This is a genomic window from Streptomyces sp. NPDC059534, assembly GCF_042743475.1.
In the GTDB taxonomy this organism is placed as follows: domain Bacteria; phylum Actinomycetota; class Actinomycetes; order Streptomycetales; family Streptomycetaceae; genus Streptomyces.
The window spans coordinates 282249-296465 of record NZ_JBHWAQ010000005.1; the positions used below are offsets into that span (position 1 = coordinate 282249).

Here is a 14217-nt window from a genome sequence, read left to right on the forward strand (position 1 = left end):
CTCGGGTGCCGCCCACTCGCGGTCCGCGGCCTCCATCCGAACACGCCGGCGTGAGGCCCGCACGCCGGGCCGCCACGACGTGCGGGGCCGCGAGGGCTGGGTGAGACTCACTCCAACGCCAGGCTCTCCCGGCCGGGTGGGAACGGAGTGTGCAGGAATGGACGACTATCCCCTCCTCGACGTCTTCTGGACGATGCTGTGGTTCTTCATCTGGATCATGTGGCTCTTCCTGCTGTTCAAGGTGATCACCGACATCTTCCGCGACCACTCGCTCAACGGCTGGGCGAAGGCCGGCTGGCTGATCTTCTGCATCCTGCTCCCCTACCTCGGGGTGCTGGTGTACGTGATCGCCCGCGGCAGGAGCATGGGGCAGCGTGACATGAAGCAGGCCAAGGAGAGCGAGGCCGCGTTCCAGGACTACATCCGCAAGACGGCCGGGACGGCGCCCGCGGGCGGCGGCAGCGCCACCGACGAACTGGCCCGGCTGGCGGAGCTGAAGGACAAGGGCGCCATCACCCCCGAGGAATTCGAGAAGGCGAAGGCCAAGGTCCTGGCCTGACCCTGCGCAAGGAGGGCGGACCGAGGTGCGGAAGGAGGCCGGGGCGGCGCCGGCGGGCGGGCTCGCGGGTTCCCTGCTGCGGGAGGTCGCTGCGGAGCCGGGCAGGCTGCCGGAGTCCCTGGCCTCCTTCGCCCTGCGCCGCATGGGGCCGGGCGCCGGAAAGGCCGTCGAGCGCCTGCGGGCCGCCCACCCCGATGCCGACGCGGCGGCCCTGCGAGCCCTGATCGTGACGCGCGGGCGGCGGGCGGTGACCGCCGAGGGAGCCTTCGTCGGCGGTCCCTTCATGCTGTTCATCCCCGTCGCGTTCTGCGGCGCCCTGCTGTCCCAGGCCCGCATGATCTTCGAGCTCGCCGCTGCGGAGGGGCGGGACGCCACGGACCCCGAGCGGGCAGCCGAACTGCTCGTCCTCCAGGGCGTGTACGAGGACACCGCGGCGGCCCGCGCGGCGCTGACCGCCGCTCCGTCCCGCACCCGCCGGCCGGAAACGCGGGGACGGTGGGCGGCGCTGTGGGGCCTGGTGATCAGGATGGCGCGGCTCCTGGGCCTGCTCACGCCGGCCACGGACGGCCCGGGGAAGCTCGTCCGGATCTTCCAGATCGCGCTGTCGTGCCTCGTCTTCCTCGTCGGCCTGGTGGCGCCGCTCGTATGGCTCCCGTACCTGGCCGTCATGTACTGGCGGGCCACCACGCGGCTGACAGGCCGGGCCACCGTCTTCTACGTCGGCTCCCCCGACCTGCGCGTACCGCGCGGGGTCCGGGTCGACGCGGCCATGGGTCTGGCACTGCTGCGCGCGCTGGCATCCCTGCTCGTCCCGGCGGTCGCGGTGTTCCTGGTCGTCACCTCGGACCTCCGGATCGCCGGTGGACGATGGCCGGTGCTCGGGATGGTGCTCACCGCCAGCTGCCTGTTCACCGGCGGCTGGTGGCTCTGGCGACGCCACAGGCGCCGACCCACCCCCTGAATACGTCATGCAGATGCCACTTTGATACGGTCACACCGTGAGGCTGACAAAGTTCACCGACCTGGCGCTCCGTGCCGTGATGCGCCTGGCGGTCACCGCACCGGAGGAATCCGTCACCACCCGCGAGGTGGCGGAGTCGATGGACGTGCCCTACGCCCACATGGCGAAGGTGGTCACCCGACTCCAACACCTCGGCGTGGTCGAGGCGCGGCGCGGGCGCGGCGGCGGCCTGGCCCTGACGGAACTGGGCCGACGCTCGTCGGTGGGCTGGCTGACCCGCACGCTGGAGGGCGACGAGGAGGTCGTCGCCTGCGAGGGCGATCCGCCATGTCCCCTGCGCGCGGCATGCCGGCTGCGGGGGGCGCTGCGCGAGGCACAGGAGGCGTTCTACCGCGCGCTCGACCCACTCACCGTGACAGAGCTCGTGACCTCGCCGACGGGTCCGCTACTCCTCTCCCTCACCCCACGCCCCACCTCCTGAACCATCCGCGCCACCAGGCGCCAGTCAGCCCCACACGCACGCTCTTTAATACGCAGATCATCTACCAGATTGGAAGTTCCCATGCTGTCCGAGCAGGCCATTCCGGTTGTACGCGCCACCCTGCCCGCCGTCGGCGGCGCGCTCGACCAGATCACCGAGCGGTTCTACTCGCGCCTCTTCGCCGCACACCCCGAGCTGCTGCGCGACCTGTTCAACCGGGGCAACCAGACCAACGGCGAGCAGCGCAAGGCACTCGCCGGCTCCATAGCCGCCTTCGCCGTCGCCCTGCTCGAGAACCCGGACAGCCGTCCCGACGCGATGCTGTCCCGGATCGCCCACAAGCACGCCTCCCTCGGCGTGACCTCGGCGCAGTACAAGGTCGTGCACGAGCACCTCTTCGCCGCCATCGTGGAGGTCCTCGGCGAAGCGGTGACCCCGGAGGTCGCACGGGCCTGGGACGAGGTGTACTGGCTGATGGCGAACGCGCTCATCGCCATCGAGGCCCGGCTCTACCAGGAGACGGGCGTCCCCGAGGGCGAGGTCTGGCGCTCGATGGAGATCGCCGAGCGCCAAGAGGAGACCGCCGACACGGTGTCCTTCGTCCTGCGGCACGCCGACGGGAGCCCCACCGCCTCGTTCCGGCCCGGCCAGTACGTGAGCGTGCAGGTCCAGCTGCCCGACGGCGCCCGGCAGATCCGCCAGTACAGCCTGTCCGCCGCACCCGGCCGTCCGCAGTGGCGCATCACCGTGAAGCGGGTCGACGGCGACCCGGCGGGCGAGGTGTCCTCCTGGCTGCACGCCCACGCCCGCGCGGGCGACACCGTGGAGGTCTCGGCACCGTTCGGCGACCTGGTGCTGCCGGAGGACCAGAGCCCCCTGCTGCTCGCCTCCGCCGGTATCGGCAGCACCCCGATGCTGGCCATGCTCGACCACCTCGCGGCCACCGGGTCCACCCGCCCGGTCGCGGTCGTGCACGCCGACCGCTCCCCCGCCTCCCACGCCCACGCCGCCGAGCTCCGGCGCCTCGTCGACGCACTGCCGCACGGGACGCTGCACCTCTGGTACGAGGAGCCGGGCGACTCCGACGCCCGCCCGGGCCGCGCGGACGTCACGGCGCTCGACCTCCCGACGGGCACGACCGCCTACCTGTGCGGGCCGCTCCCCTTCCTCCGCACGGTGCGCGGCGATCTCCTCGACGCCGGCACGGCGGCGGCCGACATCCACTACGAGGTGTTCGGACCCGACCTGTGGCTCGGCGCCGAGAACTGACCGCACTTCACCGCTTGACCTTCGATCCCTGTGCGTCATAGCGCTCCCGCTGCGGATACTGCATAGTGAGCCCCATATCGGCCTCGCAATCAGCGGGTCCGCAGCGAATGGACGGAAGCGATGGGATCGTTCGGATCAGCAGTCGGGGGCCGGGGCACACGGCGGCCCGTACGCGGGATCGCCCTCGACATCGGCAGCTCCCGGACCCGCGCCTGGGCGCCGGGAGCGGGCGTCTTCGCGGACGTGCCGAGCGGTCCTGTGCGGCGCGGCCACACCACCGACTCGGCCTCCCAGCTCCGGCTGCTGCGCCGGCTGACCGCCTCGGCCCCGGGCGACGGCGAGCACGACACCGTCGTGATGCTGACCCACCCGGTCCTCGCCGGCCCCGAGGAGCGGGAGGCGGCGCGCCGGATGATGGACGGTCTGGGTCCGGTACGGGTCATCGCCGTCGACAGTGCCCGCGCCGCGGCGGCGTACTCGGCCCCGCCCGGCGGCGGCCCCCTCCTCGTGGTCGACCTGGGCGCCCGGCTGACCGAGGTCACCCTCGTCGTGGACGGCCTCGTGGAGGACGCCCGCCTCGCCGAGGTGGGGGTCGACGACGTACCCGAGCCGGGGCGGGTCCCCGACACGATCGCCGGGACCACCGCCGACATGGTGAGCGACATGTGGCGGCACGACAGCACCGGCGCCGTCCGCGGAGCCCTGCGCCGGGGGGTCCTGGTAACCGGCGGCGGCGCACTCCGCCTCGATGTGACGGGCCACCTCGCCCACCTCCTCCGCGCCCGCCTCCGCCTGGCAAACGACCCGGCGACCAGCGTCGTCCGCGGCGCCGGCCTCATGCTCACCTCGGTCCTGCGCCATCCGTCCGGGCCCCTCACCCGCGACTGACGCCGAGGAGGTGCCTTGTCGGTCAGGCCGGATCAGCCCGGATCTCAAGCCGGACCAGGGAGCGGCGTCCGGAGCCTGGGGTCTCCCCCGGCCCGCCAGGCTCGCCAGGGCCGAGTGGGCGGATCGCAAGGCGGAGGAGAGAGTCATGGCGGTGGGGGCACCCCCGTGCCCGAAGGGGTACGGGGGACCATGCCGACCGACGACAACGCGGCGAGGCACGGTGCCAGACGCCGCGAGCCCGGTCTGACCGACACCCCCTAGAACCAAGGGCGGGTGTCCTGCGTGGGCAGCGGACGCAGGGTCGCCCAGCGCTCGAGGAGGCGGTCGGCCATGGCGGAGCTGAGGCGGCCGAGGGCGTGCAGGTGATCGTGGTCGCGGGTGATGTCGGCGACCACGCCCAGGCGGTGGACGAGGCGTTCTCGGGCGGAGGCGTTGCCCCACTCGAAGTCCTCGGCGGGCACTCGGGCGAGCTGGTCGACCGTCCCCCGGTGGGCCCGCTCGACGAGCGCGTCGCCCTGGATCAGCCAGCCCGCGCACGCGTCGGCGATGTCACCCGGCACGTCCTTGCCGGTGAGGCCGCGCCAGGTGGTCCGGTAGACGTCCTCGACCTCCGTGAGCGGGGCCGCCGTGACCGACATGGCACACCAGCAGGTGGGAAAGCCTATGCGGAAGTAGGCGAGTTCGATCAGGCCGTTGCCGAGCGAGGCCCGCTCGAAGTCGACGAAGCGGACGCCGTCGGCGGTGCGCAGATCATTGCCGGGGCAGGGGTCGCCGTGCAGCAGCGCATGGTGCGAGGCGGGGTTCAGCCGCTCCAGGAGACCGGCGAGTTCATGGGGAACGGTGGACGGTACGGGCACGTCGAGCGCCCTGGCCAGGGTGAGGAAGGACTCCGCGTCGCCGGCCGTGGGCCCCGACCAGACCGGTAGAGCGCCCGCGTCGGCGGGCCCGGTCAGGGCGTGGAGCCGGGCGAGCGACTCGGCGTACCCCGGCATCCAGTCGTCCGTCTTGCCGAGGTCGTCCACGTGCTCCAGGACCATCACCCGCGAGGACGGGTCCGTGGCGAGCACCGCGGGGGCCACGGCGGGCCCGGAGGCCCGGCCCGCCAGGCGAAGCCCGGCGACCTCCCGCGCGAAGCGCGTGTTCGCGTCGGCGCCCGCGTCCCCGCCGTCGGTGACCTGCTTGACGATCACCAGCCGCCGGTCGGCCAGCCGCACCCGCCACACCCGTGACCGCGGACTGCTGTCCAGGAGTTCGGCCTGCTGGGGGGTGCCGACGGTGGAGACCAGCGCCTCGTTGAACGGAACTCGGTTCAGCATGCCGACGATCGTATCCGTAGCTTCGCACGCGTGAGCGAGCGCCCCGGCCCCGCCGGCGTGCTCCCGAGGCGTGTCCGAGAAGCAGCGTCGTCCACCCGAAGGGTGGGGCAGGCCGGACTTCTCAAACACGCCCTTGGTGCGCGGAAGCCCGGACCGGCCCGGGGCATGGTCGGCTTCGTCAGCAGCCGGTCGACCAGATGTGGGAGTCGCCGCGGTCGTTGGCGGCGCCGTTGTAGCCGACCTCCTGGCCGGGGGCGAGACACAGGGTCATGCTGCCGCCCTGCCAGGCGTTCTCGTAGACCTGGACGTGGTCCTTGATGCCGGGGCCGGAGATGCCGTGGTTGGCCCACGAGGAGTCGGTGTCGGAGATCCAGCTCTCCCACCAGCCGTCGTCTCCGCTCCAGTTGGCACGCTGGCCGCCGAAGTCGGCGTCCTGCCAGACGCAGAACTCGCCGCTGGGGCATTCCGCGGCCCTGGCGGTGCCGGCGAGGGCGAGGCCGGCGGTGGTGGCGAGGAGCGCGGCGGCGGCCGTGGCGAGAAGTCGCTTCACGAGAGGTGGGGCCTTTCTACGGGTGGTCCGGACACGGGCAGTTCGGCTGCCCGTCGCAGTGCGCGGTCGCGCAGCTGCCGGTATGCGGTGAGTTCGGCCCGGTGCAGGTTGCGCACCTCGACCAGCTCGGCGGCCTCGAGCCGCCTCCGCACCTCGTCGAGTCCGCTCTCGCGGGCACAGCGGGCGGCGACAGCCGGATCGGGACGGTCGGGCCGGGGACGATCGGGCGGGGTCGCGCACCGGGTCCAGCGGGCGAGCGCCGCACGGTGGGCGGGGTCGGTGCGCATGCGGGACTGCGCCTCGGCGCGGAGGTTGTCAACGGTGACCTGGGCCCGGAACCAGCGACGCTGGTCGCCGTAGAGCCGTTGACGGGCGGTGGCGAGGCAGCCGTCCTCGTGGGCGGTGACGGTGGCGCCCGTGGCAAGGGTGACGGAGAGTTCACGGGGGCCCGCGCCGAAGAGCGCCGCCTGGAGGACGCGGTCCTCGTCCGGTGCGCGGGGCCTGGCCGACAGGGTGATCCCCCGGTCGCTCAGGCAGTCGACGGCGAGCCGGTGCTCCGCGGACCTCAGCAGCTCGTCCTGCGCGGCCCGGGTGGCCGGCACGCCCGGCGCTCCTGCCCCTCCCGGCCCGACCACGGCGCAGCCGGAAAGGAGGAGGGAGGCGGCGGTGGTGACGACGGCGCGGCGGGCGCGCCCGGCCTTGCTAAGCATGGTGTCCCCCATGGATCGTCCCTGGTCGGAGGGGCCGGCCGGTGATCGTCAGGCGACCCGGGGTGAGCACTTCCCGGGGGCTCGGCGACCATGCCGATGCTCACTCGAACGGGTCGAACGCGCCGGGGTGCGCGCCCCTCGGGCGCCGCCGGCGTGCCGTGCGTCCGGCGTACCGTGCGTCGGCGTCGGCGTCGGCGTCGGCGTCGAGCACCCGGTTACCCGGCGTCCGGCGCCCCCGTTACCCGGTGTGCGGCGCCCGGTGACCCCGTGGCCCTGCGACCCTGTGGCCTGGCGACCCTGTGGCCTGGCGACCCCGTGACCCTGTGTCCGGGAACGACAGAGCCCCGGTTGGACGGGGGATTCCAACCGGGGCCGATCGCCGTGACGGCGAAGAGCGGTCACCTCTGGGGGGGACCTTGGGGACCGGGCCCCTTCGCAGTCACATACGTATGAACGGTAAACCTTTCCCGAATGTTCCGAGAGGTCCCGGGTGGGCGATGTGAGTCACCTCACCCGGTTTCGACTGATGGGATCAGTCCTTCTCGGGGCGGTAGACGCTGCCCGGCTCGGCCTTCCCCGGGGCGAGAAGCTCCGGCACCGTCACAAAAGTGAACCCGCGGCGCTTGAGCTCGTCGATGATCGACGGGACGGCCGGGACCGTTCCGTCGTATATGTCGTGGAGGAGGATGATCCCGTCACCGTGTGCCTGTTCGAGGACGCGCTGACGTATGAGGTCCGAGTCGGTGGTGGAGTAGTCCTTGGCCGTGATGCTCCACAGGACCTGGGCGAGTCCGAGCTCGCGGCTGACCTCGGAGACAGTGCCGTCGGTCCGGCCCTGCGGCGGACGCATGAGGGTGGGCTTCCGGCCGGTGATCTTCTCCACGGCGTCCTGGGTGCGTGACAGTTCGTCGCGGACCTCGGCGGCGTCGAGATCGGTCAGGATCTGGTGGGTCCAGGTGTGGTTGGCGACCTCGTGCCCCTCGTCGGCTATGCGCTTGACCACCTGGGGGTAACGGTTGACGTGCTTGTCGCCGAGCAGGAAGAAGGTCGCAGGGACCTGCTTCTCCTTGAGGATGTCGAGAAGCCGGGGAGTGTCCTTGCCCGGCCCCGCGTCGAAGGTCAGGGCGATGCACTTGACCTTGGCGCAGTCGACGCGGCGGCCCGTGGTGCCCGCCTTGTCGTCGGTTCCGGCCTCGTCCCGGGCGTCCTGCGGGGTGACCGTATCGACTCCGCAGGCACTGAGCGTCAGCATCAGCGACGCGGCGGCGAGCAGGGCGGCGGCCGCTCCCCCGCGTCGGCCCGGCCTGGATCGGAACATGGTGGAACCCGCTTTCCCCGTAGTGGTCTCGATGCAGCCGCGGCCGCCTGGTCAGGGCGGCGCTCGCGACCGACAGGGACTCTACACACGGTGTATACCGAGGTGATCAGCGGGGTCCGACAAGGTATGTCAGGGCAGACGGCACACGGATGTCGATCTCACGGAGACGCGGGCGCGCAAGCCCTCGCAGACACCGGTATTCGGGGACTCGGGCATTCCGGCATTCCGGAGCTCGGGCGATTCAGGCGGGTATGCGGGCACACACGGACCCCGGGCGGAGCCCGTCCGCTCCGTCCGGGGTGTCCGTGGCTTCCCGCTCAGCGGGAGGCGAGCAGCAGTCTGGCCTCGGTCTCCTGGTCTCCGGAGACGGCTTGCTGGGACTGGATTTCAAAGCCCGACGCGAGCACCTTCTGGACCTCGTCGACCGCGTGGTAGCCGCCACTGAGCGTCGCGCCGACCAGGCCGGTCAGCGCGGTGGGGTGGACCTCCTGGTGCTCTCCGCCGGCCGTGTCGAAGGTGGCCGTCCAGACGGTGGGCGTGGGTCCGGTGGCCGTCTGCGGGCTTGGCGTCGCCGTGTCCTCCAGCTGGTAGAACCGGTCGAGGACGCCGAAGACGGCCTGGGCGTCCTCCCTGCTGCAGTCGCACAGCTGCACGGTGACGTCGGTGTCGATGTGCAAGTCGTACACGTCGCTCATCTCCTCGCGGCCCGTCCGTCGCTCGTGGTGCCACGCGGTCGGCGTGCCCGGCGATCCCCGTGCCACGTCTCCAGCATCCCTCTCGGGCCGCCGTCCCGCGAGACCCGCGCGCCGCGATCAGTCACGTCCGGTGATCGTGTCCACGGTGTCGGCCTCCGAGGCCGGTTTGTCGGGGCGGTGGCGTACGACGCGGGCGAAGCGGAGGGTGACGCCTGCCGGGTACCGCGTCGATCGCTGCAGGCCGTCGTAGGCGATCTCCACGACTAGCTCGGGCCGTACCCGTACGGTGAACCCGTCGTCGGCCACCGCGAGTTCGCCGAGGCGCTCGGTCTGCCAGCGCAGCATCTCGTCGGTGAGTCCCTTGAAGGTCTTGCCGAGCATCACGAAGTCGCCCTCGGCGGTGCGCGCGCCGAGGTGGAGGTTGGAGAGCAGGCCGGTCCTGCGCCCGTGGCCGCGCTCGACGGCCAGGACGACGAGGTCGACGGTGTGGACCGGTTTCACCTTCAGCCAGGTGCGTCCCCGTCGACCGGCCACATAGGGCGCCTCCAGCGCCTTGACGAGGACTCCTTCGTGCCCGCGGGCCAGCGCGTCCGTGAAGAACCGCTCGGCCGCCTCGATCTGCGTGGGGTCGGCCGGGTCGGTGACGACGGTGCGGCGGACGACGTGGGCGGCGGGGAGCAGCCGGGAGAGCACATCGTGCCGTTCCCGACCCGGCCGGTCGATCAGGCCCTCCCCGTCCAACGCGAGGACGTCGAAGAAGACAGGCGTCAGCGGGAGGGCGGCGTGCGCGCCGGCCACGTCCGTGCGCGAGCCCACCCGGGACGCGACGCTCTGGAACGCCACCGGGCGCCCGGTGCCGGGATCAAGCGCGATGACCTCGCCGTCCAGGATGAACCCGTCGGCCTGCACGGCCCGCGCCGCCGCGACCACTTCGGGCAGGCGCCCGGTGATGTCGTCGAGCGAACGGGTGTGGACGTGGACGTCATCACCGAGGCGGTGGACCTGGATGCGGAATCCGTCGAGCTTCTCCTCCACCGCACACGGCCCCAGGGCCGTGATCGCCTCGGTGACAGAGCCCGCCGTGTGGGCGAGCATGGGCTGCACGGGGCTGCCGACCCGCAGCGTGAACCGGTCGAGAGCTGCGGCACCCTCGGCCAGCACGGCCTGGGCGACCGGCGGCAGCGAACCTGCGAGCATCACCGCGCGCCGCAGCTCGGCGGCGGGCACGGTGGCCGCCCGGGCCACCCCCTCCAGCGCGACGGCGTCGAGGGCCCCCTGCCGCACCTCACCGGTGAGCAGGCGCAGCAGGAGCTCCTGTTCGTCCTGGGTGGCGGCGGCGAACAGCGCGTGGACGAGCCGGGTCCGATCGGCGCGTGAACCGGCCCCGGAGACGGCGGCGAGCCCCGTCATCGCGGCGTCGACCACTCCGAGCGTGAGACCGGGCCGCTCGGTGGGCGGAACGGCCGGCGGGACGACCTCCTTGAGCACGCTCCAGCCGACACCGATCCGCCCCTGCGGGAGCCGACCCGACAGATACGCGATGACGAGCGGACTCTCGTCCGGGCTCGCCTCCGCGAACAGTTCGGCGAGCAGACCGATCTTGCGGGAGCGCGCCGAAGCCGCGGCGACCTCCCGGGACACCTCCGCGACACGGGCCAGCAGCATGGGGCCCATCCTCCCCACACCACACCCCCTCCGCACCCCGGCTCCCCGGCTGCCATCAGGGGCCCGTCATCCCTCGTCGCCACCCCCACGCCGGGGCCGGGGGCCAGGGGTCCGGTGTCCGGCATCCGACATCCGGCATCGGACCTCACCGCATCCCGAAGCGACGCCGCCGACGGACAGCTGCCCTTCGACCATGACAGCCGGTGTCTCAGGGCCAGGACACGGGGCCCCTCCGCCGGCGCGTGCGCCCCGACTCTGTCGCCTTCCCTCGGCGGAGCCGATCGAGGAGTCGGGTCCGCGCCGGACGGCCCGGCGGTCGGTCGGGTGCCGCCAGGTGGCCCGGCGGGTCGTCGGGGACCTTACGCCACCCTGTCGGCTCGGGTTCCGGCACCGGGTCGCGTTGAGGTCCCCGTACCGGAACCGTAGGCGGCGCAGAGGGAAGGGGAGGGATCGTCACACCCTTCGGAGCGTCATCGGATCCCGTCCTCTCCACTCGCCGGACCCGGATGCCGGGCCCCACGGCAGCGGCCCACTCCCCTGCCGACGCGGGCACGAGGGACTCGGACACGGATCCGGCGGATGCCGCTGCCGAGGGCAGGGACACAGACACGGGCACGGGCACGGGCGAAGGCGAGGGCGTGGGCGCGCCCACGAACACAGCAGAGGCAGAGGCAGAGGCAGAGTCGAAAGCGGAAGCGGGAATGGAAGGCTCGTGGAAGTCGCCCGGGTACGGTGCCGGTTGCCGGGCGCGCGCTTCGTCCAGGGCCAGGGCCAGGCTCATCCGCTGCCAGAGGATCTCGTCCGGTTCGTCCGCACGCGTCAGCCGTTCGGCGAGCTCATGCGCGGCGGCGGCCACCGGCATCCCGGACGGCGGTGGTGGCCGCAGCCGGTCGAGATGGGCGCGCTCGTAGGGGTCGTCGACGACCTCGGCCACCTGGACGGGGTCGAGGAGCGACGCGATGGCGGCGGCGCGGGCCCATGGGTCGTCCGTGGCGCGGAGCAGCAGGCCCAGCCGCCGGGCCCGCCAGTTCCTGGGGCGCCGGTCCTCGTGCGCGGCGAGGCGCTCCCGGAGGTCCAGCGGCAGGCGCCCGGTGAGCAGGGCCGGACACCGGCGGCCGAAGTCGGAGACCTCCTCCGCCAGATACGTCCACACGACCGCCCGGTAGCGGTTCAGTGCGAACCGCACCGGGCTGAGGTGCCCCGTGCGGGCCAGCCTGGTGAAGCGTTCCGGGGTGATCGACAGGAGCGCGGCCGCCTCCCCCGTGCCGACCGTGCGCACTCGATCGCGCAGGCCGACGGGGAAGTCGGGTGCTCCTCTGAGGCGGTCGAGCTCGCACCGCTCGACATGCCTCCGTCCGCCCTCGCCCGTCGGCACCGTCCTCACCACACCGAGCTGGACGGCGAGCCGGAACTCGTCGCGCCTCAGTTCCAGTTCCTGCGCCGCCCGTCCCGGTGTGACCGCGCGCGTCCCCTCGTCCACCGTCATCCTGTGGCCCTCCCTCGTACGTCCCTGTTCTCTCGATGCCGCGGATCCGTCGGACCCACAACGAGAACGTAACGCAGAGTGACGACACTTGCACGACCTGTGGATAACCACCTGTGGACAACACCAGGGCGACACCGTCACGGCGCCACCGTCAGGGCGACGGCCTCGATTCGGACCAAGCCCGGATGGAAGCCCCGGCGCATGACCTCAGGCCAGGGTGGCCCCCGGCCTTCGCCACGCTGGTGTCAGAGCGCGCCGCCGGGCAGGCCCGGCTGGCGCGCCGCCACACCGAGGTGTTCGCCGACGCGGTTGACCAGCAGCGTCATCTCGTAGGCCACCTGGCCGACATCGGCCTCCGCCGCGCTCAGGACGCAGAGGCAGCTGCCTTCGCCCGCCGCCGTCACGAAGAGCAGCGCGTCGTCGAACTCGACCATCGTCTGCCGTGCGCGGCCTGCCCGGAAGTGCCGGCCTGAGCCCCGGGCGAGGCTGTGCAGACCGGAGGAGACGGCCGCCAGGTGCTCGGCGTCCTCGCGTGCGAGCCCGCTGCTCGCGCCCGTCACCAGACCGTCGTTCGACAGCACCAGCGCGTGCCGTATGTAACCGACCCGCTGCGTCAGGTCGTCGAGGAGCCAGTCCAGTCCCTTGTCCAACGCCATCAGTGTTCCTCCCCCTGGGTGGTGCGTCCCCGTCGACCGGTTCCCTTGGTCCCCGTGTCTCCGTGTCCGCCGTATCGCCGCAAGCCTTACGCACTGTCGTGAACAGGGCAAGCACCGCACCACGCCCGCGCGTGCCGCAGGATGGGGAGCATGACCAAGATGACCGAGGATCAGTGGCGGGCCTTCGTGTCCGCGGGGACCCGTACCGGCAAGCTGGCGACCGTGCGCGACGACGGGAGTCCGCACGTCGTCCCGGTCTGGTTCCTGCTCGACGGCGACGACCTCGTGTTCAACACGGGCAGGAACACGGTGAAGGGCCGCAACCTCGCCCGGGACGGACGGGTGTCCCTGTGCGTCGACGACGACACCCCGCCCTTCGCCTTCGTGTCGCTGCGCGGTCGCGCCGAACTCAGTCAGGATCCCGTCGAGTTGCGCCACTGGGCCGCCCGCATCGGCGCCCGGTACATGGGCGAGGACCGGGCGGAGGAGTTCGGGGAGCGCAACGCGGTCCCCGGCGAACTCCTCGTCCGGGTACGGATCGACAAGGTGATCGCCGAAGGCGGCGTCTCCGACTGACGACGGCCGGTCAGCGCCCTGGCCGGTCAGTCCCCCTGTCCGGCCGGCCCGCGACACGGCCGAGGCTCAGCCGACGGTGTCCAGGAGTCGTGCGGTGTGCATCCGCCCGGCGTACTCGACCAGGCGGATGAGCACCTCCTTCCCGGAGTCGCGGTCGCGCGCGTCGCACAGCACGACGGGGGTGCCGCGGTCCAGGTCCAGCGCGCGGGAGACCTCGGCCGCGCCGTACGTACGCGCGCCCGTGAAGCAGTTGACGGCCACCACGAACGGGATCTTCCGGTGCTCGAAGTAGTCGACCGCCGGGAAGCAGTCCTCCAGACGGCGGGTGTCGGCGAGGACGACGGCTCCGAGGGCGCCCTGCGACAGCTCGTCCCAGAGGAACCAGAACCGGTCCTGGCCGGGCGTCCCGAACAGGTACAGGGAGAGCCCGGAGCGGATGGTGATGCGGCCGAAGTCCATGGCGACGGTCGTGGTGGTCTTCTGGTCGACGCCCCCGGTGTCGTCGACCTTCTCACCGGCACGGCTGAGCTGTTCCTCGGTCCGCAGCGGGCGTATCTCGCTGACCGAGCCGACGAGGGTGGTCTTGCCCACGCCGAATCCGCCGGCGACCAGGATCTTCAGGGCGAGGGCGGTGCTGTCCGCCGCGTCGTCCGCGCCGCTGCTCTCAGAGCGCTCGTAGGCCATCGATTACTTCCCTCAGGATTCTTTCGTCAGGGAGCTGCGCGGGGGGTACGGGCCTGCTGACGCGTACGAATCCCGATTCGAGGAGGTCGCCGAGGAGGACCCGGACGACGCCGACGGGAAGGTCGGCGTCGGCGGCGAGTTCGGCCACCGACTGGGTCTCGGCCCGGCACAGGGTGAGCAGGGACCGGTGTTCGGGGCCGAGAAGGGCCTCGTCCGCCGGTCCCGGCGGGTCGTCGTCGACGACGACGAGGGCGATGAGGTCGAACCGCACGTTGCTGGGCCCCGGCTTGGTGCGGCCCCCGGTCATCGCGTAGGGGCGGACAAGGGGTCCGGCCTCGGCGTCGTACCACTGACTGCCCGTTACGGACAGGCCGTCGCCGGTGCTGTCGTCGTTCATCGGTGT

16 protein-coding genes are annotated in these 14217 nt (G+C 72.3%); 6 read left to right on the top strand and 10 right to left on the bottom strand.

All coding sequences use genetic code 11. From position 1 onward, the window contains the following. Positions 1 to 157 precede the first annotated feature (157 nt). The 5 genes from ACFVZH_RS08945 to ACFVZH_RS08965 all read left to right on the top strand — a co-directional run bounded on the left by ACFVZH_RS08945 (position 158) and on the right by ACFVZH_RS08965 (position 4158). Positions 158 to 559 (top strand): SHOCT domain-containing protein, encoded by a 402-nt coding sequence (locus tag ACFVZH_RS08945; protein ID WP_384894771.1) that lies wholly within the window; start codon positions 158 to 160, stop codon positions 557 to 559. 25 nt (positions 560 to 584) lie between these two features. Further along, on the top strand, positions 585 to 1520 hold the full coding sequence (locus tag ACFVZH_RS08950) for a hypothetical protein (protein ID WP_384894773.1): 936 nt from the start codon (positions 585 to 587) through the stop codon (positions 1518 to 1520). 37 nt (positions 1521 to 1557) lie between these two features. Continuing rightward, complete coding sequence (locus tag ACFVZH_RS08955; RefSeq protein ID WP_384894775.1) at positions 1558 to 2001, top strand: RrF2 family transcriptional regulator; 444 nt, start codon at positions 1558 to 1560, stop codon at positions 1999 to 2001. Between the two features lie 81 nt (positions 2002 to 2082). Then, entirely contained in the window at positions 2083 to 3270 is a 1188-nt protein-coding gene (locus ACFVZH_RS08960) for a globin domain-containing protein (RefSeq protein WP_384894777.1), read from the top strand. Between the two features lie 120 nt (positions 3271 to 3390). Further along, positions 3391 to 4158: a rod shape-determining protein MreC gene (locus tag ACFVZH_RS08965; RefSeq protein WP_384894779.1), complete on the top strand. Its 768-nt coding sequence runs from the start codon at positions 3391 to 3393 to the stop codon at positions 4156 to 4158. Between the two features lie 257 nt (positions 4159 to 4415). Here ACFVZH_RS08965 and ACFVZH_RS08970 read toward each other — a convergent pair whose 3' ends face one another. From ACFVZH_RS08970 to ACFVZH_RS09005, 8 genes are all read right to left on the bottom strand, one after another. Next, positions 4416 to 5474 carry a phosphotransferase family protein gene (locus ACFVZH_RS08970; protein ID WP_384894781.1) on the bottom strand — a complete coding sequence of 353 codons (1059 nt, stop codon included), beginning with the start codon at positions 5472 to 5474 and terminating at the stop codon, positions 4416 to 4418. Positions 5475 to 5652: 178 nt separating this feature from the next. Then, the gene (locus ACFVZH_RS08975) at positions 5653 to 6024 is read right to left on the bottom strand and encodes a peptidase inhibitor family I36 protein (protein ID WP_384894783.1); all 372 of its coding nucleotides are present in this window, start codon (positions 6022 to 6024) and stop codon (positions 5653 to 5655) included. Further along, positions 6021 to 6734 (bottom strand): hypothetical protein, encoded by a 714-nt coding sequence (locus tag ACFVZH_RS08980; protein ID WP_384894785.1) that lies wholly within the window; start codon positions 6732 to 6734, stop codon positions 6021 to 6023. Before ACFVZH_RS08980 ends, ACFVZH_RS08975 begins: the two co-directional genes overlap by 4 nt. Positions 6735 to 7266: 532 nt before the next feature. Further along, entirely contained in the window at positions 7267 to 8052 is a 786-nt protein-coding gene (locus tag ACFVZH_RS08985) for a polysaccharide deacetylase family protein (RefSeq protein WP_384894787.1), read from the bottom strand. A gap of 317 nt (positions 8053 to 8369) precedes the next feature. Further along, a complete protein-coding gene (locus ACFVZH_RS08990; protein ID WP_384894789.1) occupies positions 8370 to 8813 on the bottom strand; it encodes a hypothetical protein in 444 nt (147 codons plus the stop codon). 51 nt (positions 8814 to 8864) lie between these two features. Further along, positions 8865 to 10412 (bottom strand): ATP-dependent DNA ligase, encoded by a 1548-nt coding sequence (locus ACFVZH_RS08995; protein ID WP_384894790.1) that lies wholly within the window; start codon positions 10410 to 10412, stop codon positions 8865 to 8867. 208 nt (positions 10413 to 10620) lie between these two features. After that, complete coding sequence (locus tag ACFVZH_RS09000; RefSeq protein WP_384894792.1) at positions 10621 to 11898, bottom strand: DUF6397 family protein; 1278 nt, start codon at positions 11896 to 11898, stop codon at positions 10621 to 10623. A 245-nt stretch (positions 11899 to 12143) separates the two neighbouring features. Next, a complete protein-coding gene (locus ACFVZH_RS09005; RefSeq protein ID WP_384894794.1) occupies positions 12144 to 12554 on the bottom strand; it encodes a roadblock/LC7 domain-containing protein in 411 nt (136 codons plus the stop codon). 150 nt (positions 12555 to 12704) lie between these two features. On the opposite strand from ACFVZH_RS09005, the gene ACFVZH_RS09010 reads away from it, so the two are divergent. Beyond that, entirely contained in the window at positions 12705 to 13130 is a 426-nt protein-coding gene (locus ACFVZH_RS09010; RefSeq protein ID WP_384894796.1) for a PPOX class F420-dependent oxidoreductase, read from the top strand. A 66-nt stretch (positions 13131 to 13196) separates the two neighbouring features. On the opposite strand, the gene ACFVZH_RS09015 is transcribed toward ACFVZH_RS09010, so the two are convergent. Together ACFVZH_RS09015 and ACFVZH_RS09020 are read right to left on the bottom strand one after the other, a co-directional pair. Then, positions 13197 to 13814, bottom strand: a complete 618-nt coding sequence (locus ACFVZH_RS09015) for an ATP/GTP-binding protein (protein ID WP_384894798.1) — start codon at positions 13812 to 13814, stop codon at positions 13197 to 13199. Then, entirely contained in the window at positions 13795 to 14211 is a 417-nt protein-coding gene (locus ACFVZH_RS09020) for a DUF742 domain-containing protein (RefSeq protein ID WP_384894800.1), read from the bottom strand. Before ACFVZH_RS09020 ends, ACFVZH_RS09015 begins: the two co-directional genes overlap by 20 nt. Between the last annotated feature and the right edge of the window lie 6 nt (positions 14212 to 14217).

What these genes read in the sequence shown, in the direction of transcription:
- ACFVZH_RS08945 (WP_384894771.1), top strand. Translation starts at nt 158, where the DNA reads ATGGACGACTATCCCCTCCTCGACGTCTTCTGGACGATGCTGTGGTTC.
- ACFVZH_RS08985 (WP_384894787.1), bottom strand. Translation starts at nt 8,052, where the DNA reads ATGTTCCGATCCAGGCCGGGCCGACGCGGGGGAGCGGCCGCCGCCCTG.
- ACFVZH_RS09020 (WP_384894800.1), bottom strand. Translation starts at nt 14,211, where the DNA reads ATGAACGACGACAGCACCGGCGACGGCCTGTCCGTAACGGGCAGTCAG.
- ACFVZH_RS09010 (WP_384894796.1), top strand. Translation starts at nt 12,705, where the DNA reads ATGACCAAGATGACCGAGGATCAGTGGCGGGCCTTCGTGTCCGCGGGG.
- ACFVZH_RS08965 (WP_384894779.1), top strand. Translation starts at nt 3,391, where the DNA reads ATGGGATCGTTCGGATCAGCAGTCGGGGGCCGGGGCACACGGCGGCCC.
- ACFVZH_RS09015 (WP_384894798.1), bottom strand. Translation starts at nt 13,814, where the DNA reads ATGGCCTACGAGCGCTCTGAGAGCAGCGGCGCGGACGACGCGGCGGAC.
- ACFVZH_RS09005 (WP_384894794.1), bottom strand. Translation starts at nt 12,554, where the DNA reads ATGGCGTTGGACAAGGGACTGGACTGGCTCCTCGACGACCTGACGCAG.
- ACFVZH_RS08960 (WP_384894777.1), top strand. Translation starts at nt 2,083, where the DNA reads ATGCTGTCCGAGCAGGCCATTCCGGTTGTACGCGCCACCCTGCCCGCC.
- ACFVZH_RS08970 (WP_384894781.1), bottom strand. Translation starts at nt 5,474, where the DNA reads ATGCTGAACCGAGTTCCGTTCAACGAGGCGCTGGTCTCCACCGTCGGC.
- ACFVZH_RS09000 (WP_384894792.1), bottom strand. Translation starts at nt 11,898, where the DNA reads ATGACGGTGGACGAGGGGACGCGCGCGGTCACACCGGGACGGGCGGCG.
- ACFVZH_RS08980 (WP_384894785.1), bottom strand. Translation starts at nt 6,734, where the DNA reads ATGCTTAGCAAGGCCGGGCGCGCCCGCCGCGCCGTCGTCACCACCGCC.
- ACFVZH_RS08995 (WP_384894790.1), bottom strand. Translation starts at nt 10,412, where the DNA reads ATGCTGCTGGCCCGTGTCGCGGAGGTGTCCCGGGAGGTCGCCGCGGCT.